The organism is Nocardia sp. FBN12 (assembly GCF_050320175.1).
Lineage (GTDB): Bacteria > Actinomycetota > Actinomycetes > Mycobacteriales > Mycobacteriaceae > Nocardia.
In genome coordinates, this window is sequence record NZ_CP190048.1 from 5577849 (window position 1) to 5600837 (window position 22989).

General features: G+C 67.9%; 22 protein-coding genes. 6 read left to right on the plus strand and 16 right to left on the minus strand.

The genetic code is table 11. The features are described from left to right. Nucleotides 1–23: 23 nt before the first annotated feature. The 9 genes from ACQHI0_RS26310 to ACQHI0_RS26350 all read right to left on the minus strand — a co-directional run bounded on the left by ACQHI0_RS26310 (nucleotide 24) and on the right by ACQHI0_RS26350 (nucleotide 10226). Entirely contained in the window at nucleotides 24–455 is a 432-nt protein-coding gene (locus ACQHI0_RS26310) for a PIN domain-containing protein (protein ID WP_427904471.1), read from the minus strand. After that, nucleotides 446–652: a hypothetical protein gene (locus ACQHI0_RS26315; protein WP_056814932.1), complete on the minus strand. Its 207-nt coding sequence runs from the start codon at nucleotides 650–652 to the stop codon at nucleotides 446–448. The genes ACQHI0_RS26310 and ACQHI0_RS26315 overlap by 10 nt, the downstream gene beginning before the upstream one ends. Before the next feature lie 70 nt (nucleotides 653–722). Further along, nucleotides 723–1337, minus strand: a complete 615-nt coding sequence (locus tag ACQHI0_RS26320) for a TetR/AcrR family transcriptional regulator (RefSeq protein ID WP_427904472.1) — start codon at nucleotides 1335–1337, stop codon at nucleotides 723–725. Between the two features lie 4 nt (nucleotides 1338–1341). Further along, nucleotides 1342–2124 (minus strand): enoyl-CoA hydratase family protein, encoded by a 783-nt coding sequence (locus tag ACQHI0_RS26325; RefSeq protein ID WP_427904473.1) that lies wholly within the window; start codon nucleotides 2122–2124, stop codon nucleotides 1342–1344. Nucleotides 2125–2532: 408 nt separating this feature from the next. Continuing rightward, nucleotides 2533–3693, minus strand: a complete 1161-nt coding sequence (locus ACQHI0_RS26330) for an acyl-CoA dehydrogenase family protein (RefSeq protein WP_427904474.1) — start codon at nucleotides 3691–3693, stop codon at nucleotides 2533–2535. Between the two features lie 71 nt (nucleotides 3694–3764). Continuing rightward, a complete protein-coding gene (locus ACQHI0_RS26335; RefSeq protein ID WP_427904475.1) occupies nucleotides 3765–5759 on the minus strand; it encodes an acetyl/propionyl/methylcrotonyl-CoA carboxylase subunit alpha in 1995 nt (664 codons plus the stop codon). A gap of 8 nt (nucleotides 5760–5767) precedes the next feature. Continuing rightward, nucleotides 5768–7366: an acyl-CoA carboxylase subunit beta gene (locus ACQHI0_RS26340; RefSeq protein WP_378922301.1), complete on the minus strand. Its 1599-nt coding sequence runs from the start codon at nucleotides 7364–7366 to the stop codon at nucleotides 5768–5770. Beyond that, nucleotides 7363–8514 (minus strand): acyl-CoA dehydrogenase family protein, encoded by a 1152-nt coding sequence (locus tag ACQHI0_RS26345; RefSeq protein WP_427904476.1) that lies wholly within the window; start codon nucleotides 8512–8514, stop codon nucleotides 7363–7365. Before ACQHI0_RS26345 ends, ACQHI0_RS26340 begins: the two co-directional genes overlap by 4 nt. Continuing rightward, complete coding sequence (locus ACQHI0_RS26350) at nucleotides 8511–10226, minus strand: acyclic terpene utilization AtuA family protein (protein ID WP_427904477.1); 1716 nt, start codon at nucleotides 10224–10226, stop codon at nucleotides 8511–8513. The genes ACQHI0_RS26345 and ACQHI0_RS26350 overlap by 4 nt, the downstream gene beginning before the upstream one ends. A gap of 85 nt (nucleotides 10227–10311) precedes the next feature. On the opposite strand from ACQHI0_RS26350, the gene ACQHI0_RS26355 reads away from it, so the two are divergent. After that, on the plus strand, nucleotides 10312–10455 hold the full coding sequence (locus tag ACQHI0_RS26355; RefSeq protein ID WP_427904478.1) for a hypothetical protein: 144 nt from the start codon (nucleotides 10312–10314) through the stop codon (nucleotides 10453–10455). 49 nt (nucleotides 10456–10504) lie between these two features. Beyond that, the gene (locus tag ACQHI0_RS26360; RefSeq protein ID WP_427904479.1) at nucleotides 10505–10843 is read left to right on the plus strand and encodes a hypothetical protein; all 339 of its coding nucleotides are present in this window, start codon (nucleotides 10505–10507) and stop codon (nucleotides 10841–10843) included. Here the strand turns inward: ACQHI0_RS26360 and ACQHI0_RS26365 are convergent. The 6 genes from ACQHI0_RS26365 to thiO form a co-directional block, all read right to left on the minus strand. After that, nucleotides 10826–11680, minus strand: coding sequence for an adenylate/guanylate cyclase domain-containing protein (locus ACQHI0_RS26365; protein WP_427909301.1), 855 nt, complete (start codon nucleotides 11678–11680; stop codon nucleotides 10826–10828). The genes ACQHI0_RS26360 and ACQHI0_RS26365 overlap by 18 nt on opposite strands. 240 nt (nucleotides 11681–11920) lie before the next feature. Then, nucleotides 11921–12682, minus strand: coding sequence for an ABC transporter permease (locus ACQHI0_RS26370; RefSeq protein WP_427904480.1), 762 nt, complete (start codon nucleotides 12680–12682; stop codon nucleotides 11921–11923). Next, the gene (locus tag ACQHI0_RS26375; protein WP_427904481.1) at nucleotides 12682–13617 is read right to left on the minus strand and encodes an ABC transporter ATP-binding protein; all 936 of its coding nucleotides are present in this window, start codon (nucleotides 13615–13617) and stop codon (nucleotides 12682–12684) included. Before ACQHI0_RS26375 ends, ACQHI0_RS26370 begins: the two co-directional genes overlap by 1 nt. 84 nt (nucleotides 13618–13701) lie before the next feature. After that, entirely contained in the window at nucleotides 13702–14457 is a 756-nt protein-coding gene (locus ACQHI0_RS26380; RefSeq protein ID WP_427904482.1) for a thiazole synthase, read from the minus strand. Continuing rightward, the gene (gene thiS / locus ACQHI0_RS26385; protein WP_378633691.1) at nucleotides 14450–14665 is read right to left on the minus strand and encodes a sulfur carrier protein ThiS; all 216 of its coding nucleotides are present in this window, start codon (nucleotides 14663–14665) and stop codon (nucleotides 14450–14452) included. Before thiS ends, ACQHI0_RS26380 begins: the two co-directional genes overlap by 8 nt. Next, complete coding sequence (gene thiO, locus ACQHI0_RS26390) at nucleotides 14662–15732, minus strand: glycine oxidase ThiO (protein ID WP_427904483.1); 1071 nt, start codon at nucleotides 15730–15732, stop codon at nucleotides 14662–14664. The genes thiS and thiO overlap by 4 nt, the downstream gene beginning before the upstream one ends. Nucleotides 15733–15943: 211 nt before the next feature. Between thiO and thiE the strand changes: the two genes are divergently transcribed. Continuing rightward, the gene (thiE, locus tag ACQHI0_RS26395) at nucleotides 15944–16642 is read left to right on the plus strand and encodes a thiamine phosphate synthase (RefSeq protein WP_427904484.1); all 699 of its coding nucleotides are present in this window, start codon (nucleotides 15944–15946) and stop codon (nucleotides 16640–16642) included. A gap of 87 nt (nucleotides 16643–16729) precedes the next feature. On the opposite strand, the gene ACQHI0_RS26400 is transcribed toward thiE, so the two are convergent. Beyond that, nucleotides 16730–17368, minus strand: a complete 639-nt coding sequence (locus ACQHI0_RS26400) for an NUDIX domain-containing protein (protein ID WP_427904485.1) — start codon at nucleotides 17366–17368, stop codon at nucleotides 16730–16732. A 128-nt stretch (nucleotides 17369–17496) separates the two neighbouring features. Here ACQHI0_RS26400 and ACQHI0_RS26405 point away from each other — a divergent pair, with 128 nt between their 5' ends. The 3 genes from ACQHI0_RS26405 to ACQHI0_RS26415 all read left to right on the plus strand — a co-directional run bounded on the left by ACQHI0_RS26405 (nucleotide 17497) and on the right by ACQHI0_RS26415 (nucleotide 22861). Continuing rightward, complete coding sequence (locus ACQHI0_RS26405) at nucleotides 17497–18978, plus strand: hypothetical protein (protein ID WP_427904486.1); 1482 nt, start codon at nucleotides 17497–17499, stop codon at nucleotides 18976–18978. Then, nucleotides 18975–19931 carry a glutamate ABC transporter substrate-binding protein gene (locus tag ACQHI0_RS26410; protein WP_427904487.1) on the plus strand — a complete coding sequence of 319 codons (957 nt, stop codon included), beginning with the start codon at nucleotides 18975–18977 and terminating at the stop codon, nucleotides 19929–19931. Before ACQHI0_RS26405 ends, ACQHI0_RS26410 begins: the two co-directional genes overlap by 4 nt. 686 nt (nucleotides 19932–20617) lie before the next feature. Further along, nucleotides 20618–22861: a tetratricopeptide repeat protein gene (locus tag ACQHI0_RS26415; protein ID WP_427909302.1), complete on the plus strand. Its 2244-nt coding sequence runs from the start codon at nucleotides 20618–20620 to the stop codon at nucleotides 22859–22861. The last annotated feature ends 128 nt before the right edge of the window (nucleotides 22862–22989 follow it).

The following is a 22989-nucleotide window of genomic DNA, read 5'->3' on the forward strand; positions in this document are numbered from 1 at the left end:
GACCGGGGTGTGACATCACCTGGTCAGGACGTCTCGAGACTCCCCCGAGGCGCGACCCAGCGGTGATTGAGGTCCACCACCGACGCCACTGTTTCGAAATCGGAGTCGTAGTGGAACAGGACGAGGCGATGTTCGATCGCCAGCACCGAAGCGAGCAGGTCATGGATGCCGACCGCGCGGTGGCGGCTCGACCGCGCCAGTTCGCGTTGAATCGTGAAAGCGCTGTGCCAGTGTTCGTCATTGGTGGGCAAGTACTCGTAGGCTGCGCGGCGCCGAAAACGAATCTGTTCGTATTCGGCCGGGCTCCGGGCGCTGTAGAGCGCCTCGGAATCGAGCGGTGCGCAGGTGGCGACCAATCCGGCCTCGAGCAGCGGCCCGAGTGCGGCCCCCACGTCCGGATGGCGCATTCGAGCGGCCGCGCTGGTGTCGATGAGATACCGCGCCGTTATCGCCATACGTCGTCGCGCCGATCCTTGTCGGCCATTTCGGCCATCCCGCCGTTGACCAACCATTCGACTTCGCTGGCGCGCGCGTGCGCCACCACAGCCGAGTTCAGCGCGGCGCGAACGGTATCGGAGACCCCGGCTGTACCGAGCGCGTCCTGCGCGGACTCGAGTAGCTCGTCGTCGATCTCGATCAGGCGTTTGGTCATCGCACAGTCCCTCGATATATATTCCCCCATGTCCGAACTATATACCCCGAAACTACCAGGTCACAAGGGGTCAGTGGGGCAGATTCAGGGCGGTGTGGAGGGTGGCGGCCCATTGGTCGACGATGAGTTTGCGGCGGGCGGAGTCGTCGGTGAGGACGTCGGCGAGGCCGAGACCGCGGGCCAGGTCGAGGGTGGCCTGGACGAGGTGGTGGGTGACCGGATCGGAGTCGTCGACGCCGAGGGCTTCGATGGCGCGGCGGTGGGAGATGCGGCCGAAGCGGGCCTCGAGGGGCAGGATGCGTTCGCGCAGGGCCGGGTCGGCGGCCGCGTGGGTCCAGACCTGGAGGGCGGCTTTGAAGAACGGGGTGGTGTAGGACTCGACGAGCGCGGAGACGACGGCGCGCGTGCGGCCCTCACCCTGGGCGACCGCGTTCACCGTTTCGGCTTCGGCCTTGGCCTGGTCCATCCGGAACTCGAACATGAACTCGAGCGCGGCGGTGATCAGATCCTCGCGGGTGGGGAAATGGTGCTGGGCGGCGCCGCGCGACACCCCGGCCCGCTCGGCGACCACCGACACGGTGGCGGCTGCCCAGCCGGTTTCGGCCAGGCAGTCGATGGTCGCCTCCAGCAGCCGCTGCCGGGTGGCCCGGCTGCGGTCCTGCTTGGGTTCGTGGGGTGTCGCCATCGGACTATTGTGCCCAGCTGGGCGGACGCTTCTGGAAGAAGGCCGTCATGCCCTCGATCACCTCGGGCGTGCCGAAGAAGCTCGCCGACCGCTTGGCCAGTGCTTCGGCCTCGGCGTCGAACGTCGCCAGCAGCGCCGCGTTGACCAGTTTCTTGGACTCCGCCAACCCCTGCGGCGACCCCTTGCGCAGCTCGCCACTCAGGCGTTTCACCTCGGCGGCGGCATCCTGCGCGGCCACGGTGACCAGGCCGATCTCCTGCGCGGTCGCGGCATCGAACTTCTCGCCGGTCAGGAAGTAGCGGCTAGCGGCCCGCTGGTCCATCCGCGGCACCAGCGTGAGCGAGATCATGAACGGCGCCATCCCGATCCGCACCTCGGTGAGCGCGAAACTACTACCCGGCCCCGCGACAACGAGATCACAGGCCCCGATGATCCCCATGCCACCGGCGCGGACATTGCCGTCGATCTGCGCGATCACCGGCTTGGGCGAGGCGAGGATGCCGCGCAGCACGTCGATCATCACGCGGGTGCGCTCATCGGCGGCCACGGCCGGATCGGCGGTACTCGCCTCCTTGAGGTCCGCGCCCGCACAGAAAGTGTCGCCGGTGTGGGCGAGCACGATGCCACGCACAGCGGGATCGGATGCCGCCGCATCGAACCCGGCGAGCAGCTCACGAACAAGCCTGGACGAGAGCGCATTACGGTTGTGCGGCGAGTCGAAGGTCAGCGTGGCGAACCCGTCAACAACCTCATACCGCACATAAGGACTATCAGCCGATCCGTCCATCAAAGCCTCCTACTAGTTCCCAATTCCGCCATGACCGCACTCCCCCACCACACCGCCCACCCAGCCTGTCCCGTCTCCCACAACCCACCCCGCCAGGCCGTACACCCAGCCTGCCCCCCGTCTTCCACAACCCACCCAACCCAGCCACCACACTCCCGACCACCACACCGTGCACACCGGCCTGTCGCCGTCTTCCACAACCCACCCAATCCAGCCACCGCACTCCCGACCCTTAGGGAGGGACGGCCACGAAGTGGCCGGTCGCGGCCGGGTCGCCGGTTAGGCGCCGTTGCGTAGGCGACGAAGGAGCAAGCAACGGTGCCTAACCGGCGGCCCCTCGGGGCCGCGACTCGAGCGCGCCAGCGCTCCAATAAACACAGCCCCAAACCTCCCTGGGACTACCGAACATCAGTAAGACCTAGGCAACCCCAACGAATGCTGCGAAACAAAGTTCAAAATCATCTCCCGACTCACCGGCGCAATCCGCATGATCCGCGCCGCCTGAAGCATCGCCGACAGCCCGACCTCACGAGTCAGCCCCGAACCACCATGCGTCTGAATCGACTGGTCAAGCGCCTTGATACTGGCCTCAGCGGCAGCGTACTTGGCCATATTGGCAGCCTCAGCAGCACCGAACTCATCGCCCGTGTCATAAAGCGTCGCAGCCTTCTGCATCATCAGCTTGGCCAGCTCCAGCTCGATCTTGATCTGCGCCAATGGATGCGAAATACCCTGGTGCGCACCGATCGGCGTCTTCCACACCGTCCGCTCCTTGGCGTATTCCACCGCACGGTCGATCGCGTAACGGCCAAGGCCGATCGCCATGGCCGAGCCCATGATCCGCTCGGGGTTCAGCCCGGCGAACAGCTGCGCCAGCGCCGCATCCTCCGAGCCGACCAGGGCATCGGCGGGCAGGCGCACATCGTCGAAGAACAGCGTGAACTGGTTGTCCGGCTCGATGACATCCATCTCCTGGACGTTCTTCACCAGGCCGGGCGCGTCCACCGGCACGATGAACAGCGCGGGCTTGAGCTTGCCGGTCTTGTGATCCTCGGTCCGCGAAACCACCAGGATCGCCTCGGCCTGATCGACACCGGAGATGAAGATCTTGCGGCCGTTGAGGATCCAGTCGCCGCCGTCGCGGCGGGCGGTGGTGGTGATCTGGTGCGAGTTGGAGCCCGCGTCGGGCTCGGTGATCGCGAAGACCATCTTCGAGGTGCCGTCGGCGAGCTTGGGCAGCCAGTTCTGCTTCTGCGCGTCGGTGCCGTACTTGGTGATGATGGTGCCGCAGATGGCCGGGGAGACGACCATCAACAGCAGGCCCGCGCCCTGCGCCGAGAGCTCTTCCTGCACCAGCGCCAGCTCGTACATGCCCGCGCCACCGCCGCCGAACTCCTCGGGCAGGTTCACGCCGAGGAAGCCGAGCTTGCCCGCCTCGTCCCACAGTTCGGTGAGCGGCTCGTTCTTGCGCGAGAGCGGCAGCACGTAGTCGCGGTAGTTGTACTTCGACGCGAGCGACGCGACCGCCGCCCGCAGCGCGGTCTGCTCTTCGGTTTCGATGAAGCTCATGCTGAACCCTTCTGTCCTGACCCGGAGCCCTCCGTGGTCACGCTTCGCTACCGCCTCCGGGCTTGACCGGATCAGGACGGCTCCTGCTCTTCTTCCTCGACGACGGCGAGGACGGTTCCGACCTCGACCTGCTGGCCGACGGTCACGTTGAGTGCACTGAGAACGCCGGTGGCCGGTGCGGCGATGGTGTGTTCCATCTTCATCGCCTCCAGCCACAGGATCGGCTGACCCTGCTTGACGTGGTCACCTTCCGCGGCACCGAGGCGGATCACGCTGCCGGGCATCGGCGCGAGCAGCGAACCCGCCGCCACCTGCTCCGACGGATCGGTGAAGCGCGGCAGCCTGCGCACGGCCACCGGGCCGAGCGGGGAGTCGATCGCGACGAGGTCGTCGTAACGAGCGATCTCGAATTGCCTACGCACCGAGCCACGTTCGCCCGGAACACCGAGGACGACACGATCGGGCGCCACCGAGATCAGCTCGAGGCCGTCGTGGCCCTCGACCGCGATGCCGGTGCGGGTGAAGCGGTAGCGCACCTCGTGCGTGCCGGTGGTGCGGCTCTCGTAGGACTTGGTCTGCGGCTCCGAAGCCAGGTTGCGCCAGCCGCTCGGGGTGAGTCCGGCCAGGCGCGAGGTGCTGCGATTGGCGGCTGAATCGGCAAGTGCCGCAGCCACGATCGACAATGCCTCATCGGCCTCCGAGACCAGCGGTGCCGAGAGCACAGCCAGGTCGTGGGTGGCGAAGAAGGCGGTGTCGGTGTCACCGGCGAGGAACGCCGGGTGGCGCAGCACGCGCACGAGCAGGTCGCGGTTGGTGACGAGGCCGTGGATCTTGGCGCGCTGCAATGCGGTGGCGAGCAGATGCGCTGCCTCCGCACGGGTTTCGGCGTAGGAGATCACCTTGGCGAGCATCGGGTCGTAGTGCACACCGACCAGCGAGCCGTCGACGACACCGGTGTCCAGGCGCACGCCGGCCTGCTCGAGAACCGTGAATTCCCCAGCGGTGAACGGGATCTCGATCTTGTGCACCGGACCGCTCTGCGGCTGCCAGTCGTGGGCGGGGTCCTCGGCGTAGAGGCGAACCTCGATCGAGTGACCACGCTGGGCGGGCAGCGTCGCGGGCAGCGGCAGACCCGACGCCACCTGCAACTGCAGGCGGACCAGGTCGAGGCCGGTGGTCTGCTCGGTGACCGGATGTTCCACCTGCAGACGGGTATTCATCTCCAGGAAGAAGAAGTCGCCCTTCTCGTCAGCCAGGAACTCAACGGTGCCCGCGCCTTCGTAACCGATCGCCTCGGCAGCAAGACGCGCCGCCTCGAACAGCCGATCCCGCATGCCGTCGATCTTCTCGACCAGCGGCGATGGCGCCTCTTCGACGACCTTCTGATGACGTCGCTGGATCGAGCACTCACGCTCGCCCACGGCCCAGGTCTTGCCGAAAGTGTCCGACATGACCTGCACTTCGATGTGCCTGCCGGTCTCGAGGTAGCGCTCACAGAACACCGTCGGATCGCCGAAGGCCGACTCGGCCTCGCGCTGCGCGCCGGCGATCTGATCCCGCAATTCGGCCAGATCCCGCACCACGCGCATGCCGCGACCACCACCACCGGCGGACGCCTTGATCAGCACAGGCAGGTGCGCGTCGGTGACCTCGGCCGGATCCAGCTCGGCGAGAACGGGGACACCGGCGGCGTCCATCATCTTCTTGGACTCGACCTTGGAGCCCATCTGCTCGATGGCCGCCACCGGCGGGCCGATCCACACCAGACCCGCGTCGAGCACGGAGCGCGCGAACTCGGCGTTCTCGGACAGGAATCCGTAGCCGGGGTGGATCGCATCGGCACCGGCCGACAGCGCGGCCTCGATGATCAGCTCACCACGCAGGTAGGTCTCCGCGGGAGTGTTGCCGGGCAGCCTGATAGCGGCGTCGGCCTCGGACACGTGCGGCGACGCGGCGTCAGCGTCGGAGTAGACCGCGGTGGTGCCGATACCCATCCGACGGCAGGTGGCGAACACGCGGCGAGCGATCTCACCACGATTGGCAACAAGAACATTACTAATGGCCACAGCGCATCTCACATTCGGAAGACGCCGAAGCCCTCGGCGCCCTTGATCGGGGCTGTGTGAATGGCCGACAGAGCCATTCCCAGCACGGTGCGGGTGTCGCGGGGGTCGATGATGCCGTCGTCGAACAGCCTGCCCGACAGGAACATCGGCATGGCCTCGGCCTCGATCTGCGCCTCGACCATCGCGGCGAGACCGGCGGCGGCCTCCTCGTCGAACGGCAGGCCCTTGGACTCGGCCGCGCCGCGCTGCACGATGGTGAGCACACCGCCCAGCTGCGCCCCACCCATGACGGCGGATTTCGCGCTCGGCCAGGCGAACAGGAAACGCGGGTTGAACGCGCGCCCGCACATGCCGTAGTGCCCGGCACCGTAGGAGGCGCCGACCAGCAGCGAGATGTGCGGCACCGTGGAGTTGGCGACCGCGTTGATCATCATCGCGCCGTGCTTGATGATGCCGCCGTGCTCGTACTCCTTGCCGACCATGTAGCCGGTGGTGTTGTGCAGGAACAACAGTGGCGTGTTCTTCTTGTTGGCCAGCTGGATGAACTGGGTGGCCTTCTGCGATTCCTCGGAGAACAGCACGCCGCGCGCGTTGGCGAGGATGCCGATCGGGTAGCCGTTGATCTCGGCCCAGCCGGTGACCAGGCTGGAACCGTAGAGCGGCTTGAACTCGTCGAAGTCGGAACCGTCGACCACGCGGGCGATGACCTCGCGCGGATCGAACGGGATCTTCAGGTCCGAGGGCACGATGCCGAGCAGTTCCTCGGGATCGTAGATCGGCGAGATCACCTCGGCGCGCGGCTCGGGACCCTGCTTCTTCCAGTTCAGGCGACGAACGATATTGCGGCCGAGGCGGATCGCGTCCTGCTCGTCGGCGGCCATGTAGTCGGCCAGACCCGAAGTGCGGGCGTGCATCTCGGCGCCGCCGAGGGTCTCGTCGTCGGAGTCCTCACCGGTGGCCATCTTCACCAGCGGCGGGCCCGCCAGGAAGACCTTCGCGGCTTCCTTGACCATCACCACGTAGTCGGACATGCCGGGGATGTAGGCGCCGCCCGCGGTGGAGTTGCCGAAAACCAAAGAGATGGTGGGGATTCCGGCCGCGGAGGCTTGGGTGAGGTCGCGGAACATCGCGCCGCCCGGGATGAAGACTTCCTTCTGCGTCGGCAAGTCCGCGCCGCCGGACTCGACCAGCGAGATCACCGGCAGCCGGTTCTCCCGGACGATGTCGTTGATGCGCAGCGTCTTGCGCAGCGTCCACGGGTTCGATGTGCCGCCGCGCACCGTCGGATCGGGCGCGACGATCATGCACTCGACACCCTCGACGAGGCCGATACCGGCGATCGTCGACGCGCCGACGTGAAAATCACTGCCCCACGCGGCAAGTGGGCACAGTTCGAGGAACGGCGAGTCCTCGTCGAGCAGCAGTTCGATGCGCTCACGGGCCGTGAGCTTGCCGCGCTTGTGGTGCCGGGCCACTTTCTCGGGGCCGCCACCGGCGATGGCCTTGGCGAACTCCGCCTCGACCTCGGTGAGCTTGGTCGACATCGCCTCGGCGGCCGCGGTGTACTCGGGCGAGGCGGTGTCGATGATGGAACGGAAGGTCGTCACGACTGGTACCCCAATACTTTCGACGCCAGCATGGTCAGGATCTCGTTGGTACCGCCGCCGATGCCGATGATGCGCACATCGCGGTAGATGCGCTCGACCTCGGCCTCGCGCATGTAGCCCATCCCGCCGTGCAACTGCACGGCCTGGTTGGCCACCCATTCGGCCGTCTCGACGGCGTTGTTCTTGGCGAAGCAGACCTGGGCGATCAGGTTCTCCTCACCGGCGACGTAGCGTTCGACCAGCGCTCGCGTGTAGGTGCGCGAAATGTCCACGCGCTGAGCCATATCCGTCAGCGTCATCTGCACCTTCTGGCGGCTGATCAGCGGACGGCCGAAGGTCTCGCGATCACGGCACCACTGCACGGTGAGATCGAGCGCGCGCTGGGCCAGCGAATACGCCTGCACCGCGAGGCCGACCCGCTCGCTGACGAACGCGGCGGCGATCTGCGCGAAGCCGCTGTTCTCGGCGCCCACCAGATTCGACGCGGGCACCCGCACATCCACATACGACAGCTCGGCGGTGTCGGAGGCCAGCCAGCCCATCTTCTCCAGCTTGCGGCTGACGGTGAAGCCGGGAGTGTCCTTCGGCACCAGGATCAGCGAAACACCCGCCGCGCCAGGGCCGCCCGTGCGCACCGCGGTGACGACGAAGTCTGCGCGACAGCCCGAGGTGATGAACGTCTTGGCGCCGTTGATGATGAAGTCCTCGCCATCACGCACCGCGGTGGTGGTGAGGTGGCCGACATCGGAACCGCCGCCGGGTTCGGTGATGGCCAGCGAACCGATCAGGTCACCGGCCAGTGTCGGCTTGGCCCACTGGTCGATCTGAGCCTGGTTGCCCGAGGCGATCATGTGCGGCAACGCGATGCCGCAGGTCAGCAGCGAGGCCCACAGCCCACCGGACGCGCCGGCGACATGGAACTCCTCGCCCACGATCACCGAGTCGATGGCATTACCGCCCTCGCCGCCCGCCGATTCCGGGTACTCGATACCGAGCAGGCCGAGTTCGCCCGCTTTCTTGTGCAGCTCGCGCGGCAGCTCGCCCGCGCGCTCCCACGAGTCGAGGTCGGGCAGGATCTCCCGCTCGACGAACCCACGCACGGTGGCGCGCAGCTCTTTTCGCTCCGGTGTTTCCCAAACAGACGTCATGCGAGCAGCTCCGTCGGCATATCGATGTGGCGGGAGCGCAGCCATTCGCCGAGCCCCTTGGCCTGCGGGTCGAAACGCGCCTGGTAGGCGACGCCCTTGCCGAGCAGGCCGGAAATGATGAAGTTGACCGCGCGCAGGTTCGGCAGCACGTGGCGGGTGACGGTCAGTTCGGCCGTCTCGGGGAGGAGTTCTCGCAGCTTTTCGACGGTGAGGGTGTGCACGAGCCAGCGCCACTGGTCGTCGGTGCGCACCCACACGCCGATATTGGCGTCACCGCCCTTGTCGCCGCTGCGGGCGAGCGCGATCGTGCCGAGCGGGACTCGACGGGTTTCGGCAGGCGGCAGTGGTGCGGGGAGTTCCGGTTCGGGAACAGGCTCGAGGACAACGGTTTCCGTGGCAGGGGCGATATCGATACGGGAGCCGTCCGCCAGCACCGCGACATGCGGCACCTCGTGCGCATCGACGAAGCCGGGGGTGAAGACACCGTAGGGCGAACCGTTTCCGGGCAGTGCGGTGAAGCTGGCTCCCGGGTAGCTGGCCAGCGCCAATTCCACGGCGACACTGGAGAACCCGCGGCCGACCTTGTTCGGGTCGGGATCGCGCACCACACAGCGCAGCATCGCGCTGGCCTGCTCCTCCGTCTCGGCGTCGGGGCGGTCGAGGCGGGCCAGCGTCCAGGTGAGTTCGGCGGGCTTGTCCGGCAGCCAGGATTCCAGCTGTCGCCGCGCCAGATCGGCTTTGGCCTCGATGTCGAGGCCGGTGAGGATGAACGACATCTCGTTGCGGAAGCCGCCGAGGGTGTTCAGCGAGACCTTGAGCTGCGGCGGCGGGGCCTCACCGGTGACGCCGCTGATCAGTACCCGGTCCTTGCCCTGCTGGCTCAGCGCGATGCTGTCCAGGCGGGTGGTGACGTCGGGTCCGGCGTAGCGCGCGCTCTGGATCTCGTACATGAGCTGGGCTTCGACGGTGTCGACGGTGACCGCGCCGCCGGTGCCGTCGTGCTTGGTGATCACGCAGGACCCGTCGCGACGGATCTCGGCGATCGGGAAACCGGGGCGGCCGATGTCGCCGAGTTCGGTGAAGAAGGCGAAGTTGCCGCCGGTGGCCTGGGTGCTGCACTCGATCACATGGCCCGCGACCACCGCACCGGCGAGTGCGTCGTAATCGGTTCGGGCCCAACCGAAGTGGGCCGCCGCGGGACCCACGATCACGGAGGCGTCGGTGACCCGGCCCGTGACTACGATGTCGGCGCCGGAGTTCAAGCACTCGACGATCCCCCACGCGCCGAGATAGGCGTTCGCGGTGAGTGGCTGGCCGAGGTCGAGCTCGGCGGCGCGCGCCACCAGGTCGTCGCCTTCGACGTGGGCGATCTTGGCATCGAGCCCGAGTTCGGCGGCGACCTTGCGCAGCTGCTCGGCCAACCCGGCCGGATTCAGGCCGCCGGCATTGGTGACGATCTGGACGTTCTTCTCGAGCGCGAGCCCGAGACAGTCCTTGATCTGCTTGACGAAGGTCTTGGCATAGCCGAGGCTCGGATCCTTCATCCGGTCGCGACCCAGGATCAACATGGTGAGTTCGGCGAGGTAGTCGCCGGTCAGCACGTCGAGCTGGCCACCCTCCAGCATCTCGCGCATAGCGCTGAGCCGGTCACCGTAGAACCCGGAACAATTCCCGATCCGGATCAGGTCCGGGTCAGCGGAGAGAGCACTCATGGCACCCAGGATCGCAGCGCTTCAGAAAAAAAGCAAGCACGCGTGCTTGTTAATCGCGAACAATTCACCAGGCAAGATGGAGCCCATGCTGTCCGTCCTCCTCTTCGCCCTCGCCGGATTCCTGCTCGGCGGCGCGTACACGACCTGGAAGAACAATCGCGCGATGGCGATCGGTCTGATCGTCACCGCTGTCCTCGCGGCCGTCGGTGCCGTGCTCTGGCTCGAGTAGCAAGGGTTTCGCAAGATCAGGGCAAGGCGAAAGCTGTTGGCTTGCCGACATGTTCACTTGGTATGTCGGCCTGCTCGCAGTCAGCGGCCTCGCGATGATCATCATGGCCAACATCGACAACGGCCGCGGTGAGCTCTCGCGTGCCCTCAACGCCGTGTTCGGCGTCGTCTTCCTCGGCTACGCGGGCTACCTGGCGTTCGTCTTCGACGGCGGCAGCTACCTGATCTTCTTCTCCGCGTTCATCCTGCCGGTGCTGATGATCATCGACTTCGTGCGCTCGACGAACTGGCAGGCGCTGACCGACAAGCCGACCCCGACGCAGAAGGCCTTCCGCGAGTATTGGAAGGAACAGGATCGGCTGGCGAAGAACTCAGCTCGTCGTGTGTAGTTTGAAGATCCTGACGTCTTCTGGCACACCGTTCAGTGGTGCGGCCCAGAAGTTGCGCTTGTAAGGTTTTGCGATAACGCCCAGCTCATCGAGGGTTTCCGGGCGCAGCGCGGCCAAGGTGGTGCTGGAAATCATCGTGTTGCCGTTGCCGCCTGCCTCCATCATCCGGGCGGCGATATTGACGTCGACGCCGAGCCAGTCGCCACCGATCTCGCGGGGGGAACCAGTGTGCAGGCCGACTCGCATGCGCGGGGTATGACCTTCGATCTCGACTCCGGCGAGATTGCGCCGCGCCGCCAGCGCGGCGCGCACGGCCCGGTCGGGCGAGGAGAACACCGCCATCAGGCCGTCGCCCATGCGCTTGACCACCTGACCGCCACGCTCGACGATCGGCGGCTCGATGGCCTTGGCGACCTTGCGCAGCAGCTCCAGCGTGCGCTCGTCGCCCACCGACAGCGACCAGCTCGAGAACCCGACCAGATCGGTGAACACGATGGTCACCTCCGCGGTGCCACGTCCACGGCCGATCCGCTCCAGCCCGGCCTGCCACACCTGCAGCGCGCCGAAACCGATTTCCCTGGCCGCGGTCGGGGCGCCACCGACGATCTTGTCCGCCGCCCTCGCCACAGCGCGCGCACCGCCGGGACCCGTCACCGACAGCGGATCGCCGAACGCGGGGTCACCGGGTAACTGTTGACGTGCCTTGCGCAGCGCGCCGATCACGTCGGCCCGGCGGTTGGCGGCCTGCAACTTCGAGGAGATCTGGGGGCGCTTCCTACCTGCACGCGCACCGGGGTCGGATTCGGCGGATGCACTCACGATCGGCTCCAACGGGATGGACACGTCCGCGGCGGCATCGCGCCGCGGATTCACCCCGCCAGAAGGCGTTTCACTCACGCTCAAAAGGTTATCTCACCCGACAACGACCGCCGGTCCGCTGCTGGTGTGCAGCGGACCGGCGGTCCTACCTTCGAGCTACCGGGCAGCGGAAGCTCGAAGGTCGGGTCGCGCGACCTCCCGACAAGGTCGCGGCCCTCGCGACCCGGGCCATTACGAGGGCGGGCCCGGGTTGGATTGTCAGGCGTCGCGGCGGTTGACCAGCACGAGCGCGCCGGCGAACACGATTCCCACGAAGACGCCGAAGTAGATCAGGCTGCCCCACACGCCCCAGTGCCAGTCGCCTGTCACGGGTTGGTCGCTCAGGAAGCGGTTGATGTTGGCGAAGGGGAGGAACGGGGTTACCGTGCGGCCGAAGCTGCCGAACGCACCGAGCAGGGTCTCGATCAGCAGTGGCCACAGGATCAGCAGCGAGATCGCGGCGGCCGACTGACGCACCAGCACACCGACCCCGACGGCCAGCATCACGCACAGGATGGCGTAGATCGGCAGGCCGTAGATGGCGCGCCAGTTGCCGTCGAGCACCAGGCCCGGCGCGTTGTCACCCGAGATCGCCTTCGCCACGACGAACGCGATCAGTCCGAGGACACCGGTGAGCACGGCCGAATAGGCACCGACCAGCGCGGTCTTGGACAGGATGACCTTGGACCGGTTCGGCACCGCGAGGAAACTCGACCGGATGACGCCGAAGCGGTATTCGCTGGTCACCGACAACGCGGCCATGATCATCAAGACCGTCACACCGAAACCGGTGATACCGGAGACAGCCGCGCTCGGGGTGAGCGGCGGCGGGCCCTCGCCCGGATTACCCGTCGAGTCGGCATTGAGGACCAGTGCCATCAGCACGGCGAATCCGATGCCGAGCACGACCACGGCCACCGAGCACCACCAGGGTGAACGGGTGGAGGTGAGTTTGATTCGTTCCGCTGCGAGCACGCCCATCAGAGCGCACCTCCCATCGCCTGGTGGTCGAAGCTTTCACCGTGGTACTCCACGGCGCCGCCGGTCATCCGCATGAACGCTTCCTCCAGGGAGGCCTGCTGCGGTGCCAACTCGTAGAGCGTGACGTTGTTGGAGCCCGCCACCTTGCCGACCTCGTCGGAGGTGACACCCGCGACGATCAGCGCGGCGTCGCCCTCTTCCTTCACGGTCATGCCGTGCGAGGTGAGCAGGCTGCGCAGCTGATCCAGTTGTGGGCTGCGCACGCGCACCGACTGCTCGGAGGCGCGGTCGATGAACTCCTTGGTGGAGCCGTCGAACATCAGCTGACCACGGCCGATCACGATGAGCTGCTCGGCGGTCTGGGCCATCTCCGAGAGCAGGTGGCTCGAGACGAGCACCGTGCGACCCTCGGCGGCCAGGCGCTGCATGAACCGGCGGATCCACAGGATGCCCTCCGGGTCGAGGCCGTTGACCGGCTCGTCGAAAAGCAGCACCTTGGGGTCACCGAGCAGCGCGCCCGCCAGGCCGAGGCGCTGCGACATGCCGAGCGAGAACCCGCCCGCGTTCTTGTTCGCCACCTCGGACAGGCCGACGAGGCGCAGTACCTCTTCGACCCGCGACTTCGGGATGTCGTTGGAGGCGGCCAGCCACTCCAGATGGGCACGCGCCGAACGGTTCGGATGCACCCACTTGGCGTCGAGCAGCGCACCGACCTGCGTGAGCGGGCGCTCCAATTCGGGGTAGTGCTTGCCGTCGATGAGCGCACTGCCCGCCGTCGGCTTGTCCAATCCGAGGATCATCCGCATGGTCGTCGATTTACCGGCACCGTTGGGTCCGAGGAACCCGGTCACCAGTCCTGGTCGGACGGTGAACGTGAGGTCCTGCACCGCGACGGTCTGGCCGAATTGCTTCGTCAGGCCCTTCAGCTCGATCATGAGCCCAGCTTGCCTGAAGATCCCCGTTTCGCGCGTCGCCGGAAAGTAGCGAGTCGGGTCATCCTCGAGGATGACCTTCGACCCTTAGCGGGATGGGGAAGAAGCCTGAGCCCAGAAGCGCTTGGGAATGCGGCCCGCTTGTCTGGCCAGGTAACCGGCCGTGACGGCGGCGGACATGGCCGATGCCATGAGTTCGGGTTCTCGTGCCCTGGTCACGGCGGTGGCGAGGAGCACTGCCGAGCAGCCGAGCTCCATGGCGAGGGCGGCGTCGCTGGCGGTGCCGATGCCCGCGTCGAGGATGACGGGGACGCCCGCGGCCGCGACGATCATCTCGATGTTGTGCGGGTTGCCGATGCCCAAGCCGGTGCCGATCGGGGAACCGAGCGGCATGACGGCGGCGCAGCCTGCTTCTTCGAGCCGACGGGCGAGGACGGGGTCGTCGGTGGTGTACGGCAGGACCACGAAACCGTCGTCGACCAGCTTTTCGGCGGCGTCGAGGAGTTCGAAGGGATCGGGTAGCAGGGTGCGGTCGTCGGCGACCACCTCGAGCTTCACCCAGTTGGTGTCGAGGGCCTCGCGCGCGAGTTGGGCGGTGAGTACCGCTTCGGCGGCGGTGCGACAGCCCGCGGTGTTGGGCAGCAGGGTGATGTCGAGGCGTTTGAGGAGGTCGAGGACGCCGGTGCCGCCCGCGGCGTCGACGCGGCGCATGGCGACCGTGGTGAGCTCGGTACCCGACGCGATCAGGGCCTGTTCGAGGACGGCGAGGTTCTCCGCGCCGCCGGTGCCCATGATCAGGCGCGAATCGAACTCCTTGTCGGCGATCCGCAGCGGCTCAGCCACCCTGCACCGCCGTGAGCACCTCGATGGTCCAGCCGCGGCCGACCGGTTCGTCCCAGCGGGATTTCGAGAAGACCGCGCCGTCGACCGCCAAGGCCACACCCTGGCAGGGCAATTCGAGCTTCGTCAGGAGTTCGCGGACGCTGAGCGGCTCGGGGAACTCGTGGTCGACACCGTTGACGGTGACGCCGATCGGGATGGTCGAGGTCATCGAACTCCTCCTTGCGACAGTGCTGAAAAGCGATGGGGTGAGGCGATTTCGGCGATACGGAGGGTCGCGCCGTCGAGCAGGGCCTGCACGACCGTGGCGGTGAGCGCGAGGGTGAGCATGCCGTTGCGGCCGTGACCGGTGGCGGCGATGACCCGGTCGTCGAGGTGGCCGAGCAGCGGGAGATTGTCGGGAGTTCCCGGTCTCGAACCCGCATTCGCTTCGGCCAGTTCGTATTCGGCGATGCCGGGCAGGATGGTCTCGGCATCGGCGATCAGGTCGCGGACGCCGCCGACAGTGACGGTGGTATCGAAGCCTGCTTCGTATTGTGTTGCGCCGACGACGATTCCGTCCTCACGAGGGACGAGGTAAACCTGTCTGCCGTGCACGCGGGCGCGGATCACCCTGGTCGGCGGCGGGCTGACACCGGGCCTGCGCCGCAATCGGAGGATCTCACCCTTCACCGGACGCACCGCGAGACCGGGCCAGAGCTCGGCCGAGCGGGCGCCCGCCGCGAGAACGATCCGGTCATGAGGTAGATCATCCAGTGCGACAACAGCTTCGGTGCGAATCTCGATCCCCGCGCAAGCTCGCTGGAGCGCCCGCAGCACACGGCGGTTGTCGATGGCGGGTTCGGTTTTCGCGTACAGGCCCGCTCGGACGGTTCGCGCGAGTGCGGGTTCCAGCGCACGGACTCCCTCACGATCGAGCACTGGCAGGTCATGACCGAAATCCGCCAGCCACTCGGAGACGGTGCGGAGGTCGGTCGCGTCGGCGCCGTCGAGCGCGACGGTCAACGTCTCATCGGCCACGAACATCGACTCGCCCGAGATCTCCCGCAAGCGCTCGGCGAAGGCAGGCCACTCGGCGAGCGCGGCAGCGCCGAAGACGAGCACGCGATCCTCACCGGGCCAGCCCTCCGACAGTGGCGCGAGCATTCCGCCTGCCACATAGGAGGCGCCACGCGCGGGCTCCGGATCGAAGACGGTGACCGTCCAACCGGCCTCCGCGGCCCGCCATGCGACAGCGAGTCCGACGGCGCCGCCGCCAACGACCGCCAGAGTTCGCATCACGTTCCTACCTGTCTGTCTCTCTCGCGGCTGGCGCCGCGGGTTTTCGGCCTGTTCCCTCGATCTTCCCTCCCTCCGGGCACTCCTTCGTCGCACCCTCCACTCAGTCCAGATCAAGGCGGCCGAAAACCATACTTCCGCGCAGCTCGTCGCCCCGGGCTTCACGCCGCGGCGTTCGCACTTCAACGGTAGCGCGACTACCGTCAGGACCGTGCAGCCCTCCCATCCGAACCGTTCCGTCCCGCCCCGGGAGCGCCTGTCGAGTGCGCTGCTGTATCTGTGCACCGATGCGCGCCGGGAGAAGGGCGATCTGGCCAGATTCGTCGACGCCGCGCTCGCCGGTGGCGTCGATATCGTGCAGCTCAGGGACAAGGGGTCGCCGGGTGAGGCCGAATTCGGTGCGCTGGAGGCGAAGGCCGAGCTGGGCGCGCTCGCCGAGATCAAGGCCGCGACCCGCAGGCACGGTGCCTTGCTCGCGGTGAACGATCGCGCCGATATCGCGCTGGCCGCCGGTGCGGACGTGCTGCACCTGGGCCAGGGTGATCTGCCGCCCGCGTACGCACGACGCGTCGTCGGCCCGGACGTGGTGATCGGCCGCTCCACCCACAACCGCAACCAGGCCGGCCTGGCCGCGATCGACGGCCACCTCGACTACTTCTGCACCGGCCCCGTCTGGACCACCCCGACCAAGCCAGGCAGGCAGGCCGCAGGTGTCGACTTCCTCCGCTCGACCGCCGACGCGCACCCGACGCTGCCCTGGTTCGCGATCGGCGGAGTCGACGCGCAGCGTCTCCCGGAGGTCCTCGCGGCCGGTGCGCGCCGCGTTGTGGTCGTGCGCGCGATCACCGAAGCCGCCGATCCCGAGGCCGCCGCGCGGGAGCTCAAGCAGGCCCTGCTCGCCGCGAACTGAGTCAGCTCGGCCAGCGGCGGTCGGACCTGTGCATCGGCGGCCTCGACAGGGGCTCGGTCGAGTGACGGGGAACAGCGCCGACAGCGCTCAGGTCAGGATGTCTGCTCGGGTGAGGGTGGGGCCGTCGAGAGCTGCCGCGTCGAGGACGATCTCGATGCCCGGTCCGTCGACCCTCGCGTGCAACCAGAAAAACCCATGGCCGGGCAGTTCGATGGTGCGGGGTAGTGCGTCGGCGAGCTCGCGGTCGGCCTCGAATCGCACGCGCAACGGCACCGCGCGCAGCTCGATCCAGGCGGTCGCGAAGCCGGGGTGCAACGGCAGGTCGGCGACCTCGTCTTCGGGAACCCACGCCAGTTCGGCGCTTTCCTGGTTGGCGACCGTCGGCAGCGGTTTGTCCGCGTCGGCGATGACGGTGATGTAGGTCCAGCCGCTCGGGGCAGTCATGGTCAGTCGCTCGGCGCGGACCCGGAGGTCGTCACCGGTGATGCCCGCTTCCTCTTCGGCCTCGCGGACGGCTGCGTGCTCGGGTGACTCGTGCGAATCGCGCGCCCCACCCGGCAACGCCCAGGTACCACCCTGATGACTCCACGGCGCCCGGTGTTGCAACAGCACCGCCGACCCGCCGCCGGGCAGCGGTGCGCGCAGCAGCAGTCCCGCCGCACCGTACTTTCCCCAGTGCTTGATCCCGTCGGTGCTCTTGTACCAGCCGTCTCCGTCGCCGCGCATCCCATACTCTTTCCTGCGAGCAGCCGAACAGCAACCGCGTCGGGGGTGTGTGAGGGGCTGCGCTACCCGTACGCCCACAATAAACTCCGGAACAGTTGATGTGCACGGACAGCGCTGGGAGGTGAACGATGGACGAACCGGGGAATCGCAATGCCTCGACAGAGGTGGCGGCCGTCCGTGTTCGCCCATCATCGCAGGCCAAGACGGGTGCGAAGCATTCCGAGGCGGCCGACGCGGCGCCGGTGACACCGCGCTGGGCGCCACTGCGCCGACCGGCCGCACCCGTCGACCGGCCGCCCGCCCCCGACGTCAGGGCGTTGCGCGCGCAGTTCCAACCCGCCCGATTGCGCACTTTCGCGCAGTCCTCGCCGGGTCGGCTGGTCGCCGCCGGACTGGTTCTGATGGTGCTGTGCGTGACCGCGGGCGCGGTGACTTCGACGACCGTCAGTGAGCGCCAGCAAGCTCTCGGCATCCTGCTCGACGACACCGAACCCGACGCGCATTCGGCCAACCACCTCTACACCTCGCTCTCGATCGCCGACGCCGCCGCGGGCACTGCGTTCATCGCGGGCGGACTCGAGCCCCAAGCGGTGCGCGACCGATACACCCAGGCCATCGGCGAAGCGGCCGCCGAGCTGGTGACCCAGGCCGGGCACATCTCCGACGAAGAGGCGGCCGACCCGTCAGGCGCCGATCGCCGCCTGCGCACCGGCATCGCGACCGGGCTGCCCGTGTACAGCGGTCTGATCGAGACGGCGCGGGTGAACAATCGCAACGGCTATCCCGTCGGCGCGGCGTATCTGAGCGAGGCCTCGCATCAGATGCAGACCAGCCTGCTGCCGATGGCCGAGGAGCTCGAGGACCATCGCTTCGACGCGGTGACCGCCGCCCAGCACCGGCACGTGCAACCACCGTGGACGGCGATCGTGCTGCTGGTGGTGGCCCTCGGCGCGCTGATCTGGGTACAGGTGGAGCTGGCGCGGCGCTCGCGGCGGTTCTTCAATATGGGCCTGCTGCTCGGCACCGGCGCGCTGGCGTTGACCCTGCTGTGGACGGTGGCGGCGGGTTCGGTCTCCGCGGTGGCGATGATTCGCTGCCGGGACGAGGGCGCGGTGCCGTCGGCACGGTTGGCCGAGAGCCGAATCCTGGTGCAGCAAGCCAGATCAGCGGAAATGGTGAAGCTGGTTCGCCGCGACGCGACCGGCGACTACGACCGCACCTTCGACACGAATGCCGCCCGGCTCACCGAACTACTCGCCGGCTATCCCGAGAACGCGCCTGCCCGCGACGAAGTGGCGCACGCGCAGGCGGCGCTGACCCGCTGGCAGTCCGCCCACGAGCGGATGAACGACACACTCGAGCGGGGCGATTTCATGGGCGCGGCCACTGTCGCCACCGGCCCGAGCGCCGCCGATTCGGCCGCCCAGGTCGACGCGCTCGACCGCGCGCTGGACAAGGCGGGTGCGCAGACACGAGATACCTTGCGGGAAAAGGTTTCCCGCGCGATCGATGTGCTGTCGTTCCTCGCGCCCGGCGCGTTCGTGCTCGGGATCATCGCGGCGGCGTGCGTCGCGCTCGGATTGTGGCCGCGACTGCGGGAGTACCGGTGAGGCGCCGACGCGTCCTCGCGGCGCTGATGCTGGTCGGGCTGCTGGCTAGCTGTTCCGACAGCACACCCGCGCCCGGCGAGCGCGGCGTCTATTCCGAACCGCCGTTGCCCGCCAAGGCGATTCCGATCGGCACCGACACCCCCGTGCCAGCCACCGGTGGCGAGCAATGCGGCGATCCGACCGCCAGCCTGCGGCCGAGCACCGCCGCGGGCCCGACGATCAACGCGATTCGCGCGCGCGGCCGATTGGTAGTCGGTCTCGACGCGGGCAGCAACCTGTTCAGCTTCCGCGATCCACTCTCCGGTCGCATTGTCGGCTTCGACGCCGACATCGCCCGCGAGATCGCCCGCGACCTGCTCGGCAATCCCGATTTGATCGAATACCGCAGTCTCGCTTCGGAAGAGCGCGAGCGCGCGCTGCAAGATCACACCGTCGACCTGATCGCCAAGACGATGACGATCACCTGCGAGCGACGTCAGCGGGTGGCGTTCTCCACGGTGTACCTGCGCGCGGATCAGCGGGTGCTCGCGGTGAAGGACTCGGGCATCAACGGCCTCGCCGATCTGGCGGGCAAGCGAGTGTGCGTCGTCCGCGGCACCACGTCGCTCGACCACATCCGCCGCGACCAACCGGCCGCCACGATTCTGACGGTGCCGACCTGGGCCGATTGCCTGGTGGTCCTGCAGCAACGACAGGTCGACGCGGTGAGTACCGACGACTCGATCCTGGCAGGCCTGGCCGCCCAGGACCCGTACACCGAGGTGGTCGGGGGCAGCATCAGCGCCGAGCCGTACGGGATCGGCATTCCCAAAGGCGACGACGACCTGGTGCGTTTCGTCAACTCCACCCTGGACCGCATCCGCAACGACGGCACCTGGACCCGCATCCACCGCCGCTGGCTCGCGACCCTCGGCGAGACGCCGAGCCCGCCCGCACCGAAGTACCAGGACTGACGGCCATGAGTACGAACCCGGCTGATGAACAGCCAGAGCAACGCGATTCAGCCCCGGACGATCAGGCAGACACCGGATCGCCTCGCCCAGCGCGGCATGAATTGGACCGCGACCCGGCGCGCACCGCACAGCCCGCGCACGGCCAGACACCGCATGACTCGGATCACGACCCGGCGCGCACCGAATCGACGCACCCCGCCCCGGCGCCGGACGACGTGGAACGGCGCCAGCCCACCCAGCTGACCCAACGTCATCGTCCGGGCACGCTGCCCGGCGGGTGGACGCTGCCCGGCGACGACGAGACGCGGCCGCTGCCCAAGATCACCGCCGAGGCAGCCGCGGAGTTCGCCCGCAACCAGGCGAGCAGCCGCGACCAGACCCCGGCGACCGATGCGACCTCGCGCACCGAGGAATCCGGCGCCGTCCAGCGATCGGGCCAAGTTGCTGCCCACTCGGGAACGCCTGCGGATGACCAGCTCGCGACGCAGCGGGCGAGCCGCCAAGCGCCCGGTCCTGACGAGTCCGCGGCGTATGCGCCGACCGAAGCGGCACAGCGCACCTCCGAGGCACCGTCGTCGGCCGAGGAGCGGTCCCCTCAAACCGAGCCCTATGCGGCGACCGAGGCCGCGCTACGGCCCAAGGAAACCGCGCCTTACGCGGCGACCGAAGCGGCACAACGGGTTCCGATGAACGCACCGCACGCGGCGACCGAGGCGGCCCAGCGCGCCGAACCGCTCGGCACATCTTCCGGATCCTGGCCGTCGGCGCCGGAGACCGGCGTGAGTACCTCACGGTCAGGACGCAGTGTGCGGACGGCACGGTCACGCCCGACGCGCAGGCTCGGGGCCGGGCTGGTGCCGATTCCGACGGTCACGCCGGCCGATCCGCGCGACGCGGTACTGATCGATCCGATGGTGTCGGAGGGGCGGCGGTTCTGCTGGCGCTGCGGCAATCCGGTCGGCCGGTCGACACCGGCGCGGGCCGCGTCTACCAGTGGCGAATGCGAAACCTGCGGCGCTGCCTACGATTTCCGGCCCTCACTGCACGAAGGCGACATGGTCGCCGGGCAGTACGAGATCCAGGGTTGCATCGCGCACGGTGGGCTCGGCTGGATCTACCTGGCCATCGACCGCAATGTGAGCGATCGATGGGTGGTACTCAAGGGGCTGCTGCACGCGGGCGACGCCGAAGCGCAGGCCGTGGCGGTGGCCGAGCGGCAGTTCCTGGCCGAGGTGGCGCACCCGAGCATCGTCAAGATCCACAACTTCGTCGAGCACACCGCGGGCGACGGGTCCATCGGCTACATCGTGATGGAGTACGTGGGCGGCCATTCGCTGCGTGACATTCTCGACGCCAGGCCACCTGGCGAGCGGATGCCCCTGGCTGAGGCCATCGCGTATGTGCTGGAGATCCTGCCCGCGCTGGAGCATCTGCATTCGATCGGCCTCACCTACAACGACCTCAAGCCCGACAATGTGATGGTCACCGAGGACCAGGTGAAGCTGATCGACCTCGGCGCGGTCGCCACCATCGATGCCTACGGAAACCTGTACGGCACCAAAGGTTTCCAAGCCCCCGAGATCGCCCGCACCGGCCCGACCCCCGCCTCCGACGTCTACACCGTCGGCCGCACCCTCGCCGCGCTCACACTGGCCCTGCCCAGCGAACACGGCCGCTACCTCGACGGCATCCCCGATCCGGCCGACGAACCGCTGCTGGCCCGCTACGAGTTCTTCCACCGTTTCCTGCTCACCGCCACCGATCCCGATCCGGCCCAGCGGTTCCCGTCGGCGCGCGCGATGTCGGCACAGCTGGCCGGTGTGCTGCGCGAGATCCTCGCCTACGACACCGATACCGAACATCCACAGCTGTCCACCGTGTTCAGTCCACAGCGCACCAGCTTCGGCACCGAGGAGCTGATCAGCCAAACCGACGCCTACCTCGACGGCGTCGGGCGCTCCCCACTGCTCGATTCCCGTGATGTCGTTGCCGCACTGCCGATTCCGCTGATCGACCCCGCCGACCCGTCGGCGCCGCTGCTGGCCGCGACCACCAACCCGGAGCCGGAGCGGGTGCTGGAGGCGCTGCACGATTCCCGCGAGCGGGCCGAGGCCGACCCCGACAACGCACCCGAAACCCTCGCGGGTGAACTGCTCTTCGCCGAGGCGCGGGCCCGGCTGGAGCTCGGCGAGTCGGCCGCGGTGCTGCACATGCTCGACCGGGTGCCCAGCGACTCCGACTGGCGCACCGACTGGTTCACCGGTCAGGCGTATCTGCTCGAGCTCGACTACGAGGCCGCCTTCGCGTCGTTCGAGCGGGTGCTGCGGGTGCTGCCGGGCGAGATCGCCCCCAAGCTGGCGCTCGCCGCCACCGCGGAACTCATTCTGCAACACTGGGATTCCGAGGCACCCGAGCAGTGGCGCAGCTTCGCCGAACGCTATTACGACACCGTGTGGCGCACCGACCGGGCCGTCGTGAGCGCCGCGTTCGGCCTCGCCCGACAACTGGCAGTGGCGGGACGAGTCGGCGAAGCGGTACACGCGCTCGACGACGTCCCCGCCGCGTCGCGCCACTTCACCACCGCCCAGACCACGGCGATCCTGTTGCTGCTCACCAGCTCTCCCGTCACCGAACTCGACGAACAGATCCTGCGACTGGCCGCCTCGCGCGCCCAGTCCATTCCCGTCGGCGAGCACCGAGCCACTCTGATGCGCACCCTGGTCCAGGGCACCGCGTTGGCCTGGCTGCAAGCCGGGAACACACCGAAACGCAAGGACGCCAAGCTGTTCGGCCGCACCTTCACCGAACGCGACCTGCGCGACGGAACCGAATCCGGCCTCCGCTCCCTGGCCCACAACGCACCTGGACGCGCCCACCGCTATGCCCTGGTAGACCTCGCCAACTCCCTACGCCCCAAATCCTGGTTCTGAAGCTGTATCTATTGCGGCTGGCGCCGCGGGTTTTCGGCCTATATAACCTTGATCTTCCCTCCCTACGGGCACTCCTTCGTCGCACCCTCCGGTCAGTCCAGATCAAGGCGGCCGAAAACCCAGGACAG

What these genes read in the sequence shown, in the direction of transcription:
- ACQHI0_RS26375 (WP_427904481.1), bottom strand. Translation starts at nt 13,617, where the DNA reads ATGATCGAGCTGAAGGGCCTGACGAAGCAATTCGGCCAGACCGTCGCG.
- ACQHI0_RS26320 (WP_427904472.1), bottom strand. Translation starts at nt 1,337, where the DNA reads ATGGCGACACCCCACGAACCCAAGCAGGACCGCAGCCGGGCCACCCGG.
- ACQHI0_RS26350 (WP_427904477.1), bottom strand. Translation starts at nt 10,226, where the DNA reads ATGAGTGCTCTCTCCGCTGACCCGGACCTGATCCGGATCGGGAATTGT.
- ACQHI0_RS26360 (WP_427904479.1), top strand. Translation starts at nt 10,505, where the DNA reads ATGTTCACTTGGTATGTCGGCCTGCTCGCAGTCAGCGGCCTCGCGATG.
- ACQHI0_RS26345 (WP_427904476.1), bottom strand. Translation starts at nt 8,514, where the DNA reads ATGACGTCTGTTTGGGAAACACCGGAGCGAAAAGAGCTGCGCGCCACC.
- thiS (WP_378633691.1), bottom strand. Translation starts at nt 14,665, where the DNA reads ATGACCTCGACCATCCCGATCGGCGTCACCGTCAACGGTGTCGACCAC.
- ACQHI0_RS26310 (WP_427904471.1), bottom strand. Translation starts at nt 455, where the DNA reads ATGGCGATAACGGCGCGGTATCTCATCGACACCAGCGCGGCCGCTCGA.
- ACQHI0_RS26325 (WP_427904473.1), bottom strand. Translation starts at nt 2,124, where the DNA reads ATGGACGGATCGGCTGATAGTCCTTATGTGCGGTATGAGGTTGTTGAC.
- ACQHI0_RS26355 (WP_427904478.1), top strand. Translation starts at nt 10,312, where the DNA reads ATGCTGTCCGTCCTCCTCTTCGCCCTCGCCGGATTCCTGCTCGGCGGC.
- ACQHI0_RS26370 (WP_427904480.1), bottom strand. Translation starts at nt 12,682, where the DNA reads ATGGGCGTGCTCGCAGCGGAACGAATCAAACTCACCTCCACCCGTTCA.
- ACQHI0_RS26330 (WP_427904474.1), bottom strand. Translation starts at nt 3,693, where the DNA reads ATGAGCTTCATCGAAACCGAAGAGCAGACCGCGCTGCGGGCGGCGGTC.
- ACQHI0_RS26415 (WP_427909302.1), top strand. Translation starts at nt 20,618, where the DNA reads ATGAACGCACCGCACGCGGCGACCGAGGCGGCCCAGCGCGCCGAACCG.
- ACQHI0_RS26315 (WP_056814932.1), bottom strand. Translation starts at nt 652, where the DNA reads ATGACCAAACGCCTGATCGAGATCGACGACGAGCTACTCGAGTCCGCG.
- ACQHI0_RS26405 (WP_427904486.1), top strand. Translation starts at nt 17,497, where the DNA reads ATGGACGAACCGGGGAATCGCAATGCCTCGACAGAGGTGGCGGCCGTC.
- thiO (WP_427904483.1), bottom strand. Translation starts at nt 15,732, where the DNA reads ATGCGAACTCTGGCGGTCGTTGGCGGCGGCGCCGTCGGACTCGCTGTC.
- ACQHI0_RS26400 (WP_427904485.1), bottom strand. Translation starts at nt 17,368, where the DNA reads ATGCGCGGCGACGGAGACGGCTGGTACAAGAGCACCGACGGGATCAAG.